The 19,266-nt window shown below is 39.0% G+C and carries 20 protein-coding genes; 18 read left to right on the forward strand and 2 right to left on the reverse strand.

Translation table 11 applies throughout. The features are described from left to right. Positions 1-210 precede the first annotated feature (210 nt). The 14 genes from ACVBAX_RS14980 to ACVBAX_RS15045 all read left to right on the forward strand — a co-directional run bounded on the left by ACVBAX_RS14980 (position 211) and on the right by ACVBAX_RS15045 (position 15,305). The gene (locus ACVBAX_RS14980; protein WP_447117712.1) at positions 211-2,076 is read left to right on the forward strand and encodes a GAF domain-containing sensor histidine kinase; all 1,866 of its coding nucleotides are present in this window, start codon (positions 211-213) and stop codon (positions 2,074-2,076) included. Next, a complete protein-coding gene (locus tag ACVBAX_RS14985) occupies positions 2,051-2,692 on the forward strand; it encodes a response regulator (protein ID WP_447117713.1) in 642 nt (213 codons plus the stop codon). Before ACVBAX_RS14980 ends, ACVBAX_RS14985 begins: the two co-directional genes overlap by 26 nt. A 127-nt stretch (positions 2,693-2,819) precedes the next feature. After that, positions 2,820-5,285: a S8 family serine peptidase gene (locus ACVBAX_RS14990; RefSeq protein WP_447117714.1), complete on the forward strand. Its 2,466-nt coding sequence runs from the start codon at positions 2,820-2,822 to the stop codon at positions 5,283-5,285. A 169-nt stretch (positions 5,286-5,454) separates the two neighbouring features. After that, a complete protein-coding gene (locus ACVBAX_RS14995) occupies positions 5,455-7,920 on the forward strand; it encodes a S8 family peptidase (protein WP_447117715.1) in 2,466 nt (821 codons plus the stop codon). A 147-nt stretch (positions 7,921-8,067) separates the two neighbouring features. After that, a complete protein-coding gene (locus tag ACVBAX_RS15000) occupies positions 8,068-10,230 on the forward strand; it encodes a SpoIID/LytB domain-containing protein (protein WP_447117716.1) in 2,163 nt (720 codons plus the stop codon). Positions 10,231-10,540: 310 nt separating this feature from the next. Further along, the gene (locus ACVBAX_RS15005) at positions 10,541-10,756 is read left to right on the forward strand and encodes a hypothetical protein (protein ID WP_447117717.1); all 216 of its coding nucleotides are present in this window, start codon (positions 10,541-10,543) and stop codon (positions 10,754-10,756) included. Positions 10,757-10,774: 18 nt separating this feature from the next. Continuing rightward, positions 10,775-11,305: a GNAT family N-acetyltransferase gene (locus tag ACVBAX_RS15010; RefSeq protein ID WP_447117718.1), complete on the forward strand. Its 531-nt coding sequence runs from the start codon at positions 10,775-10,777 to the stop codon at positions 11,303-11,305. Positions 11,306-11,317: 12 nt separating this feature from the next. Further along, positions 11,318-11,761, forward strand: coding sequence for a hypothetical protein (locus ACVBAX_RS15015; RefSeq protein WP_447117719.1), 444 nt, complete (start codon positions 11,318-11,320; stop codon positions 11,759-11,761). A 29-nt stretch (positions 11,762-11,790) separates the two neighbouring features. Beyond that, on the forward strand, positions 11,791-12,078 hold the full coding sequence (locus ACVBAX_RS15020) for a MarR family winged helix-turn-helix transcriptional regulator (RefSeq protein WP_447117720.1): 288 nt from the start codon (positions 11,791-11,793) through the stop codon (positions 12,076-12,078). Continuing rightward, positions 12,078-12,590, forward strand: coding sequence for a hypothetical protein (locus ACVBAX_RS15025; RefSeq protein ID WP_447117721.1), 513 nt, complete (start codon positions 12,078-12,080; stop codon positions 12,588-12,590). The genes ACVBAX_RS15020 and ACVBAX_RS15025 overlap by 1 nt, the downstream gene beginning before the upstream one ends. Continuing rightward, positions 12,587-13,312, forward strand: coding sequence for a CPBP family intramembrane glutamic endopeptidase (locus tag ACVBAX_RS15030; protein WP_447117722.1), 726 nt, complete (start codon positions 12,587-12,589; stop codon positions 13,310-13,312). Before ACVBAX_RS15025 ends, ACVBAX_RS15030 begins: the two co-directional genes overlap by 4 nt. Positions 13,313-13,412: 100 nt before the next feature. Continuing rightward, positions 13,413-13,649, forward strand: a complete 237-nt coding sequence (locus ACVBAX_RS15035) for a hypothetical protein (protein WP_447117723.1) — start codon at positions 13,413-13,415, stop codon at positions 13,647-13,649. A gap of 466 nt (positions 13,650-14,115) precedes the next feature. Further along, positions 14,116-14,709: a YitT family protein gene (locus ACVBAX_RS15040; protein ID WP_447117844.1), complete on the forward strand. Its 594-nt coding sequence runs from the start codon at positions 14,116-14,118 to the stop codon at positions 14,707-14,709. Continuing rightward, positions 14,682-15,305 (forward strand): polysaccharide deacetylase family protein, encoded by a 624-nt coding sequence (locus ACVBAX_RS15045; protein ID WP_447117724.1) that lies wholly within the window; start codon positions 14,682-14,684, stop codon positions 15,303-15,305. Before ACVBAX_RS15040 ends, ACVBAX_RS15045 begins: the two co-directional genes overlap by 28 nt. Positions 15,306-15,420: 115 nt before the next feature. Here ACVBAX_RS15045 and ACVBAX_RS15050 read toward each other — a convergent pair whose 3' ends face one another. Then, entirely contained in the window at positions 15,421-15,909 is a 489-nt protein-coding gene (locus ACVBAX_RS15050) for an ABC transporter permease (RefSeq protein WP_447117725.1), read from the reverse strand. 312 nt (positions 15,910-16,221) lie between these two features. Here ACVBAX_RS15050 and ppnP point away from each other — a divergent pair, with 312 nt between their 5' ends. The 4 genes from ppnP (at position 16,222) to ACVBAX_RS15070 (ending at position 18,129) form a co-directional block, all read left to right on the forward strand. Then, positions 16,222-16,539: a pyrimidine/purine nucleoside phosphorylase gene (gene ppnP / locus ACVBAX_RS15055; protein ID WP_430775744.1), complete on the forward strand. Its 318-nt coding sequence runs from the start codon at positions 16,222-16,224 to the stop codon at positions 16,537-16,539. A gap of 153 nt (positions 16,540-16,692) precedes the next feature. Further along, on the forward strand, positions 16,693-17,139 hold the full coding sequence (locus ACVBAX_RS15060; RefSeq protein WP_447117726.1) for a hypothetical protein: 447 nt from the start codon (positions 16,693-16,695) through the stop codon (positions 17,137-17,139). A gap of 1 nt (position 17,140) precedes the next feature. Next, positions 17,141-17,365, forward strand: a complete 225-nt coding sequence (locus ACVBAX_RS15065) for a helix-turn-helix transcriptional regulator (RefSeq protein ID WP_430775746.1) — start codon at positions 17,141-17,143, stop codon at positions 17,363-17,365. Positions 17,366-17,427: 62 nt separating this feature from the next. Further along, positions 17,428-18,129 carry a DUF4386 domain-containing protein gene (locus ACVBAX_RS15070; protein WP_447117727.1) on the forward strand — a complete coding sequence of 234 codons (702 nt, stop codon included), beginning with the start codon at positions 17,428-17,430 and terminating at the stop codon, positions 18,127-18,129. Positions 18,130-18,182: 53 nt separating this feature from the next. Here the strand turns inward: ACVBAX_RS15070 and ACVBAX_RS15075 are convergent, their stop codons facing one another. Beyond that, on the reverse strand, positions 18,183-19,193 hold the full coding sequence (locus tag ACVBAX_RS15075) for a DUF3231 family protein (protein ID WP_447117728.1): 1,011 nt from the start codon (positions 19,191-19,193) through the stop codon (positions 18,183-18,185). Between the last annotated feature and the right edge of the window lie 73 nt (positions 19,194-19,266).

Raw genomic sequence — 19,266 nt, forward strand, 5'->3', positions numbered from 1 at the left:
TCTATTTAGTAGTACCAAAGTAGTAGAGGAGATAATCCTTTTGCCGAATAGGCAAGGAAGTAAGAGTTTGAGAAAATAACAGAAACAAACCGGGTTCGGTTTGTCCCAGTATCGGTCAGTGCTTACCATTGGACTGGTCTGGGTTTTTTTCATATACTCAAATTACCATTGACTGAATATTTGAAAATATTCCAACAGGAGGTGCATGCGATGACCATTCTCAAGAAATTGCAGCAAAGTGAAAAGGCTTCACGTGTGGCGATTATGGTGGTTTCATTAGTGGGTGGAATGGTATTTTTACAATTTGGAATCATGAGCCTAGATCCCCTACATGACCCATTTATTTTTGGACTTTTAGCTTTTTTTCTTTTTATCGTAGAATTTTATCCGATGCCAATTTGGAGGGGGTTTACATCCATTAGTTTTCCATTAGTGTATGCCATTTTTGTAATGGAGGGGTTAGGGTATGCGATTGTTACGTATGCGGTAATTCTTTTTACGATCAATCTAATAAAAAGAAGACCGTTACGAATCGTCTTCTTTAATCCTGCACAGCTGATCATTAGCTTGCTTTTGGCTTATTATTTTGGAAAGACCTTCTTTTCTTATTTACCTGTCAACGATTTTTCTCCGATCTTCCAAGGGATGATCTCTATCACCTTAATAATGACACCCTTCTATCTAATCAACAATACAATAGTAGACTTTATTTTAACGATTAGACCACAGCCTTATACATATAAAATTTGGAGACAGAAGTCCTTTCAAGAATGGAATAGTTATTTTGTTTCCTTTATTTATCTGAGTTTGTTCTATATTTTGGGGAATCAAAACAGAGGCGAGATTGATGCAGTTGCTTTCTTTTTTTTCTTCTCTCCCTTGGTGGCAGTTGCCTTGCTTTTTTCGATTATCACTCGTTTAAGAAAGGAGAAGTTCCGATTGAAGGCTCTATTTAGCATATCAACGGAACTGAATAAAAAGATCCCTACGGAGGAGTGGGTGGAGGTGTTAAAAACTCAATTGCCTAATTTTATTGAAGTGGACGCATCAACCCTATTTATTAAAGAGAATGAAACATTTTCACTGAAATTTGCCACTGGTATACTGACGAATAATGTTCATAATATAGAGTCTGTTCAAAGTGCTCTAACTCAAATTAGTAAATTAACCATTTATCACGATAGAAAAAAGGATGGCGGTCCCGCAGCCTTGTTATTTGATGAAGAGTGTCGAACGTTTTTGTATGCGCCATTGGTCATGGATGAAGAGGTTGTGGGGCTATTCATATTTGGACGCAGTCGGACGAAGAGCTTTTCAGAAGAGGATTTGCAGTCTGCTGCCACGATTGCGAATCAGCTCGCTGTCATCATTAAGACGAAGCTTCTAATCGCGGAACAGGAAAAAGCAGTGATTTTAGAAGAACGTAATCGAATTGCTCGGGAAATTCATGACGGAGTGGCCCAATCTCTTGCAGGTGCGGTTATGAAACTCGAAACAGCGGAAAGAAAATTTTATAAGATGCCGGATGAATCCCTTCACCTCATTCAAGATAGTAAAGAAAAGCTGCGAATAAGTCTAAAAGAGGTTCGAGAATCGATTTATGCTCTAAGGCCCTATCCAACAGAACGGGTTGGGTTGATAGCAGCCATTACATCGAGAATTCAATCCCTTTCACTAGAGCATTCATTAGACATACATTTGGAGACTAGGGGAGGAGAATATCCTTTAAGTTCGATGGTAGAGAAAATTATTTTTGATACCTTCCAGGAAAGCATGCAGAATGCGATTAAACACGCTCATGCGAGTAGGATTGATATACTCTTAAGTTATCAAAAGGAACATATGCTATTAAAGGTTAAGGATGATGGGGCTGGTTTCTCCTTATTCCAAGCTATGATTAAAGCGAGAAATCAACCCCATTTTGGCATTTTGCATATGAACGAAGCAGCAGAGAAAATCCATGCCTCCCTTCAGATTGATAGCAAAGAAGGGAATGGAACAGAGATTACGTTAACCGTACCGAAAATGGGAATTGAAGGGGGAAGGGTAAATGATCAAGCTTATGCTAGTCGATGATCATGCGGTACTAAGGGATGGATTAAAGAATATCTTGGGGATGGAACAGGGAATTGAGGTAGTTGGAGAAGCGATTTCTGGCAGTGAGGCCGTACAGAAGGCTGCTAGCCTGTTGCCTGATGTGATATTAATGGATATTAATATTCCTGATATAAATGGGATTGAAGTGACCAAGATGATTAAACGTGATTTTCCAATGATGAAGATTTTAATCTTGACGATGTACGATCACGATGAATACTTCATGTCAGCTATTAGAGAAGGAGCCGATGGATATTTGCTAAAAGATGCCCCGTCACAGCATGTCGTTGATGCCATTTACTCCGTTACGAAGGGGCAGTCTGTGATTCATCCAGCGATGACAAAAAAGTTTTTAAACTTTCAAAAGCCACAACAACCGCTAAGCGAAGCAAAGGAACTTTTAACAGAAAGAGAAAAGGAAGTGTTGCTTTGTCTTGTTCAAGGAATGAATAATAAAGAAATCGGTGAGGCTCTTTTTATTAGTGATAAGACCGTGAAAATCCATGTTAGTAAAATCTTTAAGAAGCTTGAAGTCAAAAGCCGGTCCCAAGTGGTTATCTATGCTGTCCAAAATCAATTGGTTCCTTTGCCATAATACTACTTTTGGAGTACGTTCAAATAGTACTTTTGTGGAAAAAAATATAGCCAAAGATGAATAGGCCCGAAGCTCCTAACACGTCATAATATCATTAAAAGAGTGAAAATTAAGAATAAGGAGAGATATGATGAAGAGGCTGGCTATATTCCTTGCGATGTTACTTGCGTTTGTAACATTTATGAGCGCACCAAGTACAGGACGGGCTGCTACTACTACAGCAGTGGTGGATGAAACGCTCACACAATTGTTGAGTCAATCCGATGATTTACAGGAAGTGATTGTCACCTTTAAAGGGGAAGCCGATACTCAACAGTCTATACTGGGAATCTTACAATCACTGGGTATTACAAAAGGAAGAGTATTACAGGAATTACCTATGGCAGGGATATTGGCTTCAAAGACTCAAATAGAAAAACTATCAGCAAATGAGAGAGTATACTCCATTTATGCCAATAAAAAACTTCAATTCGAAAATAAAGAAGCAACGGAACTAACCGGAGTGGATAAGCTCCGAACAGATGGTCAATTTCAAAAGAACAATGGTGGTTTACCGATAACCGGAAAAGGGATCGGAGTGGTCATTAATGATAGTGGAATAGACGCTACTCATAAGGATCTTGAACTAGGTACCCATGTCGTACAAAATGTGGTTGGAGCGACGAATCTGCATGCTGTAAGTGATCTTCTACCCATTACATATGTGGAAAATGTTCCAAATACAGACACGAGCTCTGGACACGGAACGCATGTAGCGGGAATTGTTGGTGCGACAGGTGAGATGTCAGGGGGAGAATACGAAGGAGTAGCTCCTGGTGCCAGCTTAATAGGGTATGGATCTGGTGCCGCCGTAGCAATGTTAGACACGATTGGCGGATTTGACTACGCCCTGACCCATCAATCGGAATACAATATTCGTGTCATAACCAATTCGTGGGGAGATACAAGTGATTCGGGAACAGATTTTGATCCGTATAACCCTATCAATGTAGCTACGAAAAAATTATATGATAGAGGAATTGTAACGGTTTTCTCTGCAGGTAACTCAGGGCCGGGGGACTCCACCATTTCCGGCAACTATAAAAAAGCACCCTGGGTAATTACGGTGGCAGCCGGTACAAAGCAAGGGCAGCTATCCGAGTTCTCCTCACGTGGAGTAAAAGGAAAGGGTGGAACGGTGATGGTTGACGGGGAAGAGTGGAAATGGGTCGATGAACCAACGATTACTGCTCCTGGTCAAGATATTGTTTCCACAAGAGTGATATCACCAGTTGCTTCTCTCGGAATCACGGATGATGTCTCTAATATACCTCCTGCCTTTTTACCGTTTTATACGACGATGAGTGGAACCTCGATGGCTGCGCCTCATGTGGCAGGGATTGTCGCATTATTGCTAGAGGCAAACCCTGAACTTTCTCCAATGGAGGTAAAAGAAATCCTCAAGAACACGGTTACAAATATACCAGGGTATGAATCCTGGGAAACAGGATCTGGTTATGTGAATGCCTATGCAGCGATTGATGCAGCTTTTACAAATAAAAATTTTGGAACGACGTTAAATAACGCTCGTACGTTTCATGCGAATGCTAATGTAATAGAAAAAAAACAAGATTTTACGATTGAATATAATCCAATTTCTTTAAACACAAACAAGCATACTTTTGATGTGTCCGCTGGTCAGACGGAGCTAACGGCGCGAATCCATGCGAAGGGATTGTTAGAACAAACCGGAAATCCGATTAACCTGATATTAACTGCACCAGATGGAACAAGATACACTTCTGGAATTTATGCTTTATTTCCGTTATATACGGACCGTACCGTTCAAGTCATTAATCCCATCCCAGGAACATGGACTGTATCCATTGAAGGGTTACAAGGCGTATTATCTCTTCCCGAAACGATTGCAGGTGAAATAGCCTTAAAAGAGTTTAGTGGATTTAGTGGACTGAATGATATATCTGGTCATCCAGCAGAATCCGCGATCAAGCTTGCTGTAAGTGAAAGGTTAGTAGATAGCAAGAGTACAAAGAATTACGAGCCGAATCAAGCATTAAAGCGCGGTGAATTAGCCCAGTTCTTGGTCATGGGTGTTGGAGTAAGGCAGTCATTACCCCCTTATGCATCAGTAATAGATGTGAAAGATCAGGATATGGCATTCATTGAGGCGGTATTAGCAAAAGGGGCTGCCTTAAAGGATCAATCACAGGTCTTCAAGGGTGTCATGCAGCCAAAATTAGCTGGTAAGTTTGCGCCTAATGATTCTGTCACTCGAGCGAGTTTAGCTTATTCTCTCGTTCAGGCACTAGGATTAGAAAAGGAAGCGATAAGTAAGAATAATGAGCCAGTAACCGTTCAATACGAGGGTAGCCGAATCCCAATTACGGATGCGAGTTCGATCCCGAATGAACTAAGAGGATACGTCCAATTAGCACTTGATTTAAATATAATGAATGCCTATTTTTCAACTGTCCAAGGGCCTTATGACTTAAGTCCAACAGTTGTCGCTAAGTTTGAGCCTACTAAGACGGTGACACGGGGCGATTACGCGGTTGCCATTACTCGCTATTTCTCCAATTATCACGCTCAATAGCAGTTTGACTCCTACTTCTCGTAGGAGTTTTTTTATTTTTCTGCATAAAACTTAAGTTCTACAGAAAGATAGTACCTTTAGTCTTCTGTTTTATATCCTTTGCTGAATAGGAGGAGAGAAGTAAATTTCAGATAATAAGTGAGAAGGAGAAAAACGGGAGGGTGAGTAAATGAAGAAAAGTGTTTCAGTATTGATTTCTTTCCTATTGATGATAGGAATATTATTTAGTGGATCTCCAGGCATGAAAGCATCTGCGACCACCACCACTATACTCGATGAAAAATTAGTGGAAGCTCTTCAAAGTGCGACTGGCATGTTACAGGTGATTGTTACTTTTGATGGGAATGGGGCGCCCAAAGATACACAGCTAAATTTATTAAAAGAGGTTGGGATCTCGACAGGAGTCTCCATGAAATCTCTTCCTATTGTAGGTGTCCTAGCATCAAAGGAACAAATTCAAAAGCTGGCCAATCAAGAAGGGATAAAATCACTCTTTTTAAATCGAAAACTAGAATACTTTAACTATGATGCAACTGAATTAACTGGGGTCGATAAGGCTAGAACAGATGAGGCAATAAGAAAAGCAAATGGTGGTCTGCCTCTAACAGGTAAGGATATTGGGGTAGTTGTCAACGATAGTGGAGTGGATGGAACACATAAGGACCACGAGTTTGGAAGAAATCTTGTCCAAAATGTAATGGGAAGTACCAATTTAAATAGCTTAGCGCCTGAATTATTACCGATTAGTTATGTAGAAAATATCATGAATACCGATACGAATTCTGGTCACGGAACACATGTAGCTGGGACTGTAGGTGGAACAGGAGCAAGCTCAGGAGGAAAGTATGAGGGAGTAGCACCTGGAGCGGACCTAATCGGTTATGGATCGGGTGCCGCACTTTTTATCCTTGATGGGATTGGTGGGTTTGATTATGCGATTACTCACCAAAGGGAATACAATATTCGTGTAATCACGAACTCCTGGGGTTCTTCAGGTGACTTTGACCCAAATGACCCGATTAATCTAGCAAGTAAGGAGGCTTATGATAGAGGAATTACGGTCTTATTTGCAGCAGGAAATGAAGGACCTGGAGAAAACACACACAATCCTTATGCGAAAGCTCCTTGGGTAATATCGGTTGCAGCAGGTGAAAAGGATGGGAAACTAGCGGATTTTTCATCTAGAGGAACAAAAGGGGTTGGCGGAACGTTTGAACTTGATGGACAGAAATGGAGCTGGGAGGACCGACCGACGATCACGGCTCCAGGAGTAGACATTATCTCTACTCGTGTCTTAGCACCAGTTTCCTCATTAGGAGCAACATCTGATGCAGAATATATTGAACCTGCATACTTACCTTTTTATACGACCATGAGCGGTACATCGATGGCCACCCCTCATGTTGCTGGTATCGTGGCACTATTATTAGAAGCAGACCCAACACTATCACCAAATGAGATTAAACAAGTGTTACAAGATACGGCTACAAATATGCCAGGGTATGAGACATGGGAAGTGGGGGCAGGATATGTCAATGCCTACTCGGCCATTGACCAGGTCATGTTCCAACGCACATACGGGAGTACGGTGAATGAGAATCAAAGTTTTCATAGTTTTGTTGACTCTAGTACAGATAGGAAGGCATTTGAAGTCAACTATAATCCAGTCACTTTAAGTTCGAATAGTTATACCTTCACAGTAGAAGAGGGAGTATCGCAAGTGGAAGCAAAGATCAACGGGGAAGGGTTATTGGGTCAGACGGGAAACCCGATTAATCTAGTGTTAATTTCACCAGATGGAACGGAATATAGTTCAGGCGTTAACCTTTTATTCCCTCTTTATTATGACCGAACGGTTTCCGTAACATCTCCACAAAAGGGAGAGTGGAAAGTCGAAATTCGAGGCCTTAGAGGCGACGAATTGAACCCCATTGGTGCAGCATTACCAGAGACCGTGAAAGGAACATTAGCTTTTTCAAAGGTTAGTGGCTTTTCTGGCTTATCCGATATAGATGGTCATCCAGCAGAAGATGCGATAAAAATGGCTGTAAATGAGAGATTGATAGATGGTTACGATGATGGAACATTTAAGCCAAATCAATATTTACTTCGTCAAGAATTGGCACGTTCCCTCGTCATGGGAGCGGGTGTAAGACAAAGTTTATTGAATAATGTTAATGATGTGAGCGGTGCTGCTCTACCATTTGTTCAAGCCGTTGTAGGGAAAGGGGCTGCCATTCGTGATCGTGGATGGACAAATAATGGTGTTATGCAGCTTGATTCAATGAATCAATTCAAACCAAATGGAGAGGTTTCAAAGGTTGATTTGGCTTTTTCATTGGTTCAAGCGCTAGGTCTAGAAAAAGAAGCTAGAGAACACAGCGGCGATGTGACCGTCTTGTACAATGGGGAAAGAATACCGGTTAAAGACAGCGATAAGATTCCTGCAACGATGAAGGGGTATGTTCAGTTGGCTCTAGATTTAAATATTTTAAATGCTAGCTTTGTAGTGAAACAAGGACCATATGATCTTTTTCCGACGATTGAAGCAAACTTTACTCCGGGTCAAAAGGTGACAAGAGGGGACTTTGCGGTGGCTTTTAGTCGTTATTACAGTGCTTGGTTTGGACAATAGGCTAAAGAAATGGACTCTCAGCAAAAATGCTGAGAGTTTTTTAATAGAAGCTACTTAAATTTCTGGAAGAAAGACACCATTGCTATAGGTCCAAACTCTTAATATAGTATTACTAGTCTTGCATATTAATAGGTTTGGAGGCCTAGCATGAAAAAATACCTCTTGTTACTTTTGATTTTTGCTATGATCATCTCTTTATTTCCATATAATAATGTACAGGCTCTAACCTCAGAGCCGATTGTAAAAGTAAAGTTGGTCAATTACTTAGGAAATAAGTCAGAAATTACCATAAAGCCAAATGGCGATTATATAACTAATGATTCGAACGTTGTTCTGAAAACGGGAGAAACGTATGTATTAAAACTAGTAAATGGAAAACTATCCTTATACCAAAATGGCAGTTTACTAAATTCATATGACACGTTCTCAGCACAAGCCGTTCAACCTAGAACAGCACTTTCAATCAACAACCGTTTATATTTAGGAAGTTTTGATTTTGTAATTGAAAACAATCAATATGTTCGCCCGATCAATTCCGTTTATATGGAAGATTACCTAAAGGGTGTTGTTCCGCTTGAGATGTATCCTTCTTGGAACCTCGAAGCATTAAAAACGCAAGCGGTCGCAGCGAGAACCTATGCGATAAGCTATTTGAGTCGCGGAATTATCAACGATACCATCTCGTATCAAGTGTATGGTGGATATATTTGGACACCGAATACGACAAAAGCAGTTGAAGACACAAAAGGTCAAGTATTGCTTTCCGGGGGCCGTTTGATTGATGCAGTTTACTCCGCTAGTAATGGTGGGATGACGGAAAGCAACGCCAATGCTTGGGGAAATATTCAAGTACCTTATTTAACGATTAAGGAAGATTCTTTTGATCCAAAAACACCATGGGTTTTTTCTTTTAATAAGACGCAAATTGATCTGACTGGTAAAGATTTATCTAAATCGTCGGAATGGTGGACTGCAACAAAAGAAGCAGATGCAACGATTGCGTATAATCTTAAGATGTGGTTAAACAATAACGGATATGCAAACAAAGACATTAAAATTGTATCAATTTCAGATTTTTCTCTTCACAATAAGGGGACTGGTGGCCGTGTCAGTCTAGGGAATATCACGGTTGATTTTCTGGTCAAAGATATGGTGGATGCTAGCGGAAAATTAATTCCTCAGCGCGTTTCCTATAAAGACGTGGGAGTATCTAGAATTCGGGCCATGATTGGAAATCGAGTCATGTTAAGTTATCTTGTGGATTCCGTCAATACGGAAACAGCTATTGTTTCTGTGAAAGGAAACGGAGATGGACATGGAGTAGGGATGAGCCAATGGGGCGCCAAGTACATGGGCGACGCTGGTAAATCTTATGAGGAAATCCTTAAATTTTACTACACAGGAGTGACGATTACTCCGACGTATGCTGAAATAGATAAATCGGTGGCTCCAACGACCATTACTCCGGTTCAGGCAGCTGTGACACAAGCGGTGACCTCGGAACCAGAACAACCAGTGGTTGTAACTGATACAACGGCACCGATTATTATAGACGTAACAAATTCTTATAACGCAACGAAAAAGGCCTATTCTTTAACCTATTCAATCAATGAAGAGTCTCTTGTTACGGTTTACGTGAAAGATTCAAAAGGAGTCATTCTTAAACAGCTAGAGACGGAGGTCAAAAAAGCAGCTGGAAAATACACGGCTGATTGGGCTGTATCGACTCTTACTAACGGAGATTATACATTTGGAATCATTGCGACTGATTTAGCTGGTAATAAAGCATCAGCAGTAAGTAAATTCACCGTTAACAATCCGGTCAAAGATACAAAAGCACCTAGTGTGAATAACGTCTCAGCTACACATAATAACAGTACGAAAAAAGTGACTCTTGCTTACTCAGTGGATGAAACGTCTTATGTTACGATAAATGTCAAGGATTCTAAAGGCAAAATCGTCAAAACACTTCAAAGTAACTTCAAAAAATCAGCCGGAAAATATAGTTTGGTTTGGGATGCGGTAAAGAATACAAATGGAGCATATACGGTTGAGATCATTGCTTCTGATGTAGCAAAAAACCGCTCGATTGCACCCCATAAATTCACCTTGAATAATGTGTTTAAAGGAAAAATCACGGTTAACAACGTGGTCATCAGACAAAACACATCTAGCAGTTCGAAGGCATTAGGAAGGCTGAATAAGAACAACGAAGTGGTAGTGATTCAAAAGACGGGTTCTTGGTACTATATTCAAAGTGGGAAAACAAAAGGCTACATTACACCTGGACAGATTACGAATATTAAGTAAGTAGTGAAAAAGGCCCTTGATGGGCCTTTTTGATGTTTTCTAAGGGACAATGCACCCTCGTAAAATAGCAGGTAAACTCTCGAAATATCAAATATATCATAGAAATAGCAAATAAACAGATGAAAAGGAGTTCGGAGCGAGTGGATTTTAATCAAATGGGTTCTAATTATGAAAAATCCCCCTCTTGAGCATCAATAAAGTATGGGCTGAATGTAATGTCAGGGAATTTTCTCTTTTTCATAGAATCGGATATCAATTACATAAAAGGGATGGTAAAATTTTCATAAGAATAAGCTTAATGGAGGTTCCTATGGAAGTAATCATCGCGAGTATGTTTTCCGCACTCATTATCCTGATAACTGTATTATTTATGATCAGAGTACTGTATATCGGTTATAAACGAAAGGAAATCAATTTTCGTCAGTTATTCGAGTATGTATCTTCAGCGGTTGCTATCGGGGCATTGATTGCTATTAGTCTACCTTTTGCATATGCAAAGCTTTTTCATTGGGTGTTAGGAGTATAAAAGGAGGGAGTAGGTTGAATGACGTTAGTAACCGAAAGATTAATATTAAGAAAGCTCGAGGCAACAGACGCCAATCGAATCGAAAAATTAGCAGGCGATCACGAGGTGGCGAAAACCACCCTCAACATACCGCATCCATATCCAGAGGGTTCAGCTGTTGCATTCATACATAGTGCGCTAGAATCGGAGAGAACAGGGAAGCTTATCACCCGTGCCATCATTGAAAAAGAAACGAACGAGCTAATCGGACTGATGGCCATCAGCATCCATTCTACCTTTAACCGTGGGGAACTTGCGTATTGGGTTGGAAAGCCTTATTGGGGACAAGGCTACGGAACGGAAGCCGCGAAGGCAGTTCTTCAATATGGATTTAAAGTACTCGAGCTTAACCGAATTTACGCCCAAAGCTTTACCACCAACCCAGGCTCGTGGAGAATCATGGAGAAAATTGGACTTAAATACGAAGGAACCTTGAGACAGCATGTGTCCCGCTTTGGTCAATACTACGATTTGGCTCAATACGGCATCCTTAAAGAAGAATTTAATTAAGGAGGACTGAGGTTGGAGAAGAAGACTGAGAGAAAGCGAGATTATAAAAAGGCCCTACTTTGGTTGATCGGGTTCACGATTGTCACAGTAGTTATGATTTATTTTGACAAGCAAAAGGTGTACAAAGAAGAGAAGCCACCCGTTCCGGTCATTTCTTTAGGTGAACAAAAAACACAAGTCTTTCTTGGTTCTTATACATGGAATGACGGTGAGGTAAAAAAGGAACTGGCTGACCTTAAAGACGTCATTTTTAAAAGAGTGGCATACCGAGATCAACTCCATATTAATTTCCCAGAAGGAAAGGAACCTTTGTACATAGCAAAGGGTGCGTACGATCCGAATGGAAAGGCTACGTATCCAATTCCTAGTATGTTTAATGATGAAAGTGTTAGCTTTTTGGGGAATTATCCCAGCGTCCTGACTCTTTCTTTTCTCAGAAGCAATCACTGGTTTTAAGTATATTAGATAAAAAGCATCGCCTCACGATGAACGAGATTGCTGAAATCATTAACGGTACCCCAAGTGCAGCGAGTCAGTTTATCCAGAAACTCGAAAAGAAGCAATATGTAAAAAGAGAGACGAATATGGAAAACCGAAGAGAAGTGTTTGTATACCTCGATGAAAAGGGGAAGCAATTTTTCACAGACATGACCGCCATAGATGAAAGGGTGTTAGGAAAGTATTTCCTTAGACTGCCAGAAGAAGATATTATCAAATACCATGAAAAATTGAAAAAGCTACATCATATTGTGGTAAGTGGAGGAGAAACATAATGGATTCTGCTGTTGGGTTGAACCGTCAATTTACGTATCATAAAAAGTCTGGTTATACTGGGTTTATTTGGGCGATGGTGGCTGTATGTGTAGTTGAGACGATTGGTGTCTCGTTTCTTCTATACAAATGGAGTCCCATTCTTCATTGGATCCACTTATTCCTATCCCTTTCCACGATTTTGTTCCTGATGATTGATTTGCGGGCAGTAATAAAAAATCCAATCCTCATTCATAACCATCAACTAACCATTAAGATAGGCATTCGTCCCGCCATCAGAATCCCACTATCTTGGATTAACACCATCAAAAGTGGGAAAATCAATTTTGAACAGGATCGAAAAAATAAAGACGTGCTCGACCTCTCCTTATTAGGCTTTGACGAACCCACTTTTGAAATCGTTTTATCAGAGCCGATCCAAAACAAAAACAAGAACATTCAACGTATCTTTTTTACCGTCGATGATGAACGTGCCTTTTACGAACTAGTGAATCAAGGGAGGGGAAATCATTGATTATATTCTATTGGATCGTCCTTTTATTTCTCGTTATGTACGAACCCGTCTATGGTTACTTTGATTATCAAAAATTTAAAAGTAGAGACGGACAAAATCCGTCGGAGAGAGTGAAGTATTATAAAAAAGTCATGCTCGGTCTTTGGATTCCGACTGTTACAATTTTAGTAGTAACTGCATTTGGTCCTTTGAACTTCCAAGACATTGGCTTAAAACGAATCAACATTAATACATCAACTTTAGGACCTTGGGTCACGTATGGTTCTTTCGGATTAGCGGGAATCTATTTGGTTAGTCTCATATATTATTTAATAGGATCTAAGATTAGTATAAAAATGAGAAATGACATTGCTGAGCTAAAGAAAAGAGAGCACGAGAAAATCGTGTTCAAAGACATCTTGCCACATTCGAAAGAAGACAAACGTGTATGGACGTATGTGTCTTGGACAGCGGGAATTACGGAAGAAATCATTTACCGAGGCTTTCTGATTTTTGCCCTTTTACAGCTGTTTCCAGGTTTTCCTATTTGGGCCGTGTTGATCTTTTCCTCCTTGTTATTTGGTTTGGCCCACACTTACCAAGGAATTCTTAATGTCTTTAAAACCTCATTGATTGGCTTGTTTTTCGCCATTTTATATATCGGATTAGACTCGATTGTCCCCCTCATAATTTTGCACTTTTTAATCGATTATGTTGGAAAGATCGGGGATGATGAGGGATGAAATAACCCGATTTGTTTAATACCTATTTTAACAAGTGCTTTCAGGATAATTATGGTAAAATTCAAGATGAGATTTCAAAATTTTCTGGAGGGATTATCTCATGGAGAAAATTTTAGTGAAAACAGGGATATATTCATTTATAGGTTCTTTCTTTTTATTAATTATTTTTATGAAAAGGGAACAAGACACGATAGATGTAGATGGGATGACTTCATTTACGGTGACGCCTTACCCAGAGTTTTTCTTTACTATTTTAAGATATTCGGTAATTTCTTCAGTCATTGCAGTGGTACTTGTATGTGGTTATATACTGACAAATAAGAACAGTTCGAAATAAACGTAACAGATTTATTTTTGGTTTATGATGGAGCGAAGTTTTTTAAGCACCCGAGTGGAGAAATTGGAGGAGAAATTCCGCCTAATTAATAATTATTATTAAAAATCATTAAAATAAACGGAGAGATTCAGCCTATTGGCTCGAAAAAGTCGAAAAGTAGAGATTTTTTTTAGCATAACCGGAAAAACTCCTCTTATTTGCCCCGTAACAAGCTCCATTTTGCCTCTAACGGAAAAATATCCGCTTATTTTACTTAGCTGGGTACACGATTAAGGACAAAACATCTTATTTTTATAGATCAATAACGATGACCATCTGACTGTCATTTCGGCACGTATTTTAAAAATAGTACCTCAAAACGGAACCATTTAATTTAAGCCCTAGTGGCTCTTTTTTATGAAAGAAACCACCATAAAAAGCATATATTAAGGACAGGCCATATATAGTTCGGAGATGAATCAACATGGTGTATTTCCTTAAGAAAACGGGAATTGTCCTGCTCGGCAGTATGTTATTGTCTTTTGGTATCAATTTTTTTCTAGTTCCCTTTGAGGTACTTGACGGTGGAATCATTGGGATTGGTTTAATCATCAAGTATTTAACGGGGATACAAGCGGGTTTAGTCATTATTTTTTTGAGTGTTCCGATTTTTGTGCTAGCTTGGTTATATAACAAAAATTATTTTTATAATAGTTTGCATGGGATGCTTATCTCTTCCTTTGTCATTGATTTACTGGCGTCTTCTCAACTTTTACCATCTGATATGATTCTTCACCCGATAGTTAGTTCGATATTGGGCGGGATTTTTATTGGAGTGGGTATTGGAATCATGCTTAGATATGAAACAAGTACAGGAGGAACAGATCTCATTGCCCAATTTATTTCAAAATTTTTTAACATTAATGTTGGAATAACGATATTTTTAATCGATACGCTTGTTATTTCCTTGGGAGGATGGCTCATTTCAAAAGATACCTTTCTCTTGTCGATTTTGACCGTGATCTTTGTAGGCTTTTTTACTAGTTTTTGCACATGGAACTACAAAACAGAAAATGGTTAGAAGTCTTCTTTAGTGGGGCGTATGAAAATGGGCATTCCTTTAAAATAGGGATGCCTATTACTTTTGCTTTTAAACAAAGCTTGGATGTCAAATTCTTTTTTTCCTCGAACAGGGAGTTTGATGACGGATACAAAAACAATCTGAATGCATTTGACATTTTTCGAAAACTGAAAAATGAAAGGTTTCAACCGAAAGGTACGGTGTTTGTTCTTTCTGACTTTATCGGCCGTTCCAACCGATTATCATCATCGGATCTAAAGATGATGGTTGGTTCGGGTATGATTTCAATTCAGTCTCATACCGCTACACATCCTGATCTGACGAAAATAAATAATTTTAAAATTGAACTAAAAGAGTCCAAAGAAAAAATTCAACACATAACAGGCAAACCTGTGATTGCTCTTGCGTACCCATATGGCAATACGGATAAAAAGGTTGTAGAAGAAACGAAGAAATACTATAGATTTGGACTAACGACAACTCCTGAACTATTTTCTGAAAAAGGCATGAAAGATGAACTTTATTTTTTACCAAGAGTGTATATTACGTATTCCACAACTCTTGATGAATTTGCAAAGATTGTGGAGGGAGAATAAAAGGATTAATATGTGGGATAAAAAAATACCTTGCCCTCGCGACAAAACCTGTTACCGAGGGCATGGTTTAATATATTGCGTATTTATCTAAATGTTATACCATTCATGTGTAGAATTAATCATCATCTTCCTTATCATCATCCTTGCGTAATGGGGAAGGAAATCTAGCAGCTTCGAAACGTGAACCGTCTTCTCCTGTGTCAATTGTTCCTGCAATGTTGCTTTGAGCAAACACTTCGACCACATCATTTTCTTTCAAATTTAAGATAGTAGATACTTGTACACTGTTTACAAATGGAGTTCCTCCACCAAAGAAATCATTGTCAATGGCTACCGCAGGATTACCATTTACACGAATTTCAATTCTTGCACGATAATCCAAATTCGGGTTAGTTGGTGCGAATCCAACTGAGGCTAATATTAAATATACGCCATCATTTTCTGGAATAAACGTTGAGCTATTTGGGTTATATTCACCAGCTAAATCAAATTGCTGTGTTGGAAATATAACTTTTATTGGAGTATTTGCTGGGACTGGTTGAGGAGTTGTAACATTAACTGCTCTAAATGCGGATGCTCTTACTAAATTTTTGTTTTTACCCATAATATCATTCCTTTCTATTATTTTGGGTTCATAGTAGAAACTACGAACCTTCAATGAACAGCATATGTTTCAAATAATAAAAAGGTAGGGCAAGTAGTAACTGTCAATCGTACATTTTTAATATAATCTGTTACCATTTTTATTATTTTAGGAAATGCATAGGTAAGGAATGAAGATTAACGTAATAGACTTATAGTTCTAGTATCAGTTTAGAAAATTATAGTTTTTATTCCTAGGTGACTCTCAACTTTTTGTTCCCCAATTAATGATTTTATGTTTAAATGAGGACAGAAAAGGGAGAGGATGGATCCAATGGCAGAATTTACGAATGTAACAATCTCTACAAAGGCAAATATTTACTTTGAGGGAAAGGTAACAAGTAGAACCGCAGTTTTTCAAGATGGTACTCGAAAAACATTAGGAATCATGCTTCCAGGAGAATATGAATTTTCAACATCTCAAAAAGAAGAGATGGATATTCAAGCGGGAGTCCTTGAATATAAATTACAGGGGCAAGATTGGAAGACGATTGAAAATAATGGCGTGTTTTATGTACCTGCAAACGAAAGCTTTTTATTAAAAGTGCATTCGGTGGTAGATTATTGTTGTTCTTATCTTTCCGAGGAGTAAATGGCTACATTCATCACAATCAAGGCCGGCACACTGTCCAAGTGTCCGGTCTTTTTTTTGGTAAAATATTCTTGACTTGATGTAAAGTTTATTATACATTGTGTATAACAGGTTTAACATCATGTAAAGGCAAGTTAACAATGGGAGGTTATTATGACGTATCAAGAAAAGAAAAGTATCGTGTCAATGATCAGTGCTATTCTCATTTTTGGGTTTTATTGTTTGTATATGTACCCGCAGTATCCTGAAGGAGGGCTAGAGTCTCCTGAAACCTTTCGTTTTTGGGGTAGCTTTGTCCTCACTCTGACTGTCGTTTCAATTGTCGCTCACATTGTAATAAGCATCATATTTAACATCGTCTTTAGAATAACAACCAGAGAAAAAGAACCAACATTTGCGGATGAATTGGATAAATTAATCGACTTGAAAGCGTTCCGAAATTCATTTTTTGTGTTTGTCCTCGGATTTCTTCTTGCCATGGGATCACTGATCATTTACCAACCGTTACACGTGATGTTCATCATTCTGATCATTTCGGGCTTTGCTTCCGATGTGACTGGATCAGTTACGAGACTTTATCACTATCGGAGAGGAGTCTAAAATGGGAAAAAATCTTGTCGGCAATCACATTCGAAAATTACGATTTAATCATGATGAAATGACCCAGCAGCAATTAGCTGACAAGGTGGGTGTAACCAGACAAACCATCGTGGCTCTCGAAAAGGGAAACTACTCCCCATCTCTTGAACTCGCTTTTCGCATTGCTCATGCCTTTCACTTGCCGTTGGAAGAAGTATTCTTTTATGGAGATGACCCAACGCTGTAGAATGTTTGATTGTTGTTACTGTACCGTTTGTCAATTTATGAACAGAAGGGGATAAATAAATAATGATAAACAAAAGAGCAGACAAACTAGTGGGAGTATTGTTTATTCTAGCGGCCGTTTCGGCGGTAGCGGGTGTGATATTATACGATCCGATCTTAAACGGTTCCGATTACTTGATCAATGGTTCCAAACACGCGAACCGAGTTATATGGGGAGCGTTAATGGAGTTAATTCTTGTCGTTTCAGTGGTGGGTACAGCAACGACGATGTTTCCGATTTTAAGGAGATATAACGAAACGATCGCTTTATGGCATGTTAGTTTTCGGTTTCTTGAAGCGATTGTCATTACGATTGGTGTGATCAGTGTGCTGTCCCTTCTGACGTTAAGTCACACATTTGTTGCAGCTGGTGCTCCAGATGCTGCAGCTTTTCAAACGTCAGGTACCGTATTAAAAGCCATCCATGAATGGACATTTATGCTAGGGCCCAACTTCATGCTCGGTATCAATACGATGATGTACAGTTATATATTTTATAAAACCAAGCTCGTACCGAGGTTTATTCCCATATTGGGTATGACCGGGGCATCTCTTGTGTTTATTTGTGCCTTGTTAGTTATGTTCGATATAATAGAACAAGTGTCTGTTTGGGGTGGGTTGTTGGCACTGCCAGTAGCAGCGAATGAAATGATTTTAGCTGTGTGGTTGATTCTGAAAGGATTCAATTCCTCTGTAACTTCTAACTTATTTTCAAAAAAACAATAGAATAGGGGAAACACGGAGAAAATTTGCGATTCTCTCCGTGTTTTTTGTATTACTCAATTTCTATTTTTAATAATCTGATTCCGATCCTCCATTTGTGGAGGTTCCTCAAACCAACCATTCTTAATTTTAATTTCGATTCCTTCTTGTGCGTAAAGATAGACGTCTTTAGCTAGAAGCATGGATTTCATAGAAAGATCATTTCTTAAACTGAAAAAAGCACCGGTACCAGTTCCTACAAGGCCAAATCCATTGAGGATATAAATGCAATGCATCATGAGTTTGTCTGAAAATGGAGCGACAGTTGAAGTAGTGACCGTACCTCCGCTAGTAGCAGAGAGCTGTACATCTCCTTCACGAAGGATGTCTTCCATCATTCTTATTTGTTTTTGTGCTAGTTTTTTTCCTTTCAGAAAGTATTCTCTCACTTCTTTCTTTTGGGCGCATTGTGCAAAGCCGGTTATGAGTTGCATCCCGATGTTGTTTGACTCTAAATTATGATGGAGAATACCAATTTCTAGGTCATTCAAAGCTCTTTTATCTCCTAAGAATTTGAGGCCTTCCATGTATTTTTTACTTTTAATAAACTCGGTTTTTTTCGGCATGGTCACTTTTGGAGGAAGGGCAAGAATTCCTCTCTCAAGCAAATAAGAAGTGGAAAGCTTATAAATTTTTTGGGTTACTGTCGTTAGTCCCTCATAGATTTGCATCACTTTCGGGTTGTAAGTCATATTCATACCTAGAGTGTACAAGCCCATGCTAACTTCCTTTAATATACGGATAAACATGATATCAAAGCCATTGTCGTATAATTTAGGAGCCTCTAAATTTACATCTTCTTTAGTAAATCCAACAGGTATGACCATTCCTTGTTCAGTCATTAATTGCTCGATCTCTCTAACAAAAAAGTTCAGCTCCTGCCATAATCCGCCTAGGATATTCCTAGCTTCTGTATCATCTGCTTTCTCAATGAAATATTCCAAAAATCTCATAATTAGTGTTTTTTCTTGATAGGTCTGCCATAGAGAGCCTATTTCAGATACACTTATTGGATTAGTCAGAATCAATTTGTGTCCCTCCAATGGTGAATACAAAAAATGTTGTTACTTACTAAAATTTCCATATTTTTCTTAATAATAC

This window comes from Robertmurraya sp. GLU-23 (assembly GCF_052983275.1).

What these genes read in the sequence shown, in the direction of transcription:
- ACVBAX_RS14980 (WP_447117712.1), top strand. Translation starts at nt 211, where the DNA reads ATGACCATTCTCAAGAAATTGCAGCAAAGTGAAAAGGCTTCACGTGTG.
- ACVBAX_RS14985 (WP_447117713.1), top strand. Translation starts at nt 2,051, where the DNA reads ATGATCAAGCTTATGCTAGTCGATGATCATGCGGTACTAAGGGATGGA.
- ACVBAX_RS14990 (WP_447117714.1), top strand. Translation starts at nt 2,820, where the DNA reads ATGATGAAGAGGCTGGCTATATTCCTTGCGATGTTACTTGCGTTTGTA.
- ACVBAX_RS14995 (WP_447117715.1), top strand. Translation starts at nt 5,455, where the DNA reads ATGAAGAAAAGTGTTTCAGTATTGATTTCTTTCCTATTGATGATAGGA.
- ACVBAX_RS15000 (WP_447117716.1), top strand. Translation starts at nt 8,068, where the DNA reads ATGAAAAAATACCTCTTGTTACTTTTGATTTTTGCTATGATCATCTCT.
- ACVBAX_RS15005 (WP_447117717.1), top strand. Translation starts at nt 10,541, where the DNA reads ATGGAAGTAATCATCGCGAGTATGTTTTCCGCACTCATTATCCTGATA.
- ACVBAX_RS15010 (WP_447117718.1), top strand. Translation starts at nt 10,775, where the DNA reads ATGACGTTAGTAACCGAAAGATTAATATTAAGAAAGCTCGAGGCAACA.
- ACVBAX_RS15020 (WP_447117720.1), top strand. Translation starts at nt 11,791, where the DNA reads ATGAACGAGATTGCTGAAATCATTAACGGTACCCCAAGTGCAGCGAGT.
- ACVBAX_RS15025 (WP_447117721.1), top strand. Translation starts at nt 12,078, where the DNA reads ATGGATTCTGCTGTTGGGTTGAACCGTCAATTTACGTATCATAAAAAG.
- ACVBAX_RS15035 (WP_447117723.1), top strand. Translation starts at nt 13,413, where the DNA reads ATGGAGAAAATTTTAGTGAAAACAGGGATATATTCATTTATAGGTTCT.
- ACVBAX_RS15045 (WP_447117724.1), top strand. Translation starts at nt 14,682, where the DNA reads ATGGAACTACAAAACAGAAAATGGTTAGAAGTCTTCTTTAGTGGGGCG.
- ACVBAX_RS15050 (WP_447117725.1), bottom strand. Translation starts at nt 15,909, where the DNA reads ATGGGTAAAAACAAAAATTTAGTAAGAGCATCCGCATTTAGAGCAGTT.
- ppnP (WP_430775744.1), top strand. Translation starts at nt 16,222, where the DNA reads ATGGCAGAATTTACGAATGTAACAATCTCTACAAAGGCAAATATTTAC.
- ACVBAX_RS15060 (WP_447117726.1), top strand. Translation starts at nt 16,693, where the DNA reads ATGACGTATCAAGAAAAGAAAAGTATCGTGTCAATGATCAGTGCTATT.
- ACVBAX_RS15065 (WP_430775746.1), top strand. Translation starts at nt 17,141, where the DNA reads ATGGGAAAAAATCTTGTCGGCAATCACATTCGAAAATTACGATTTAAT.
- ACVBAX_RS15070 (WP_447117727.1), top strand. Translation starts at nt 17,428, where the DNA reads ATGATAAACAAAAGAGCAGACAAACTAGTGGGAGTATTGTTTATTCTA.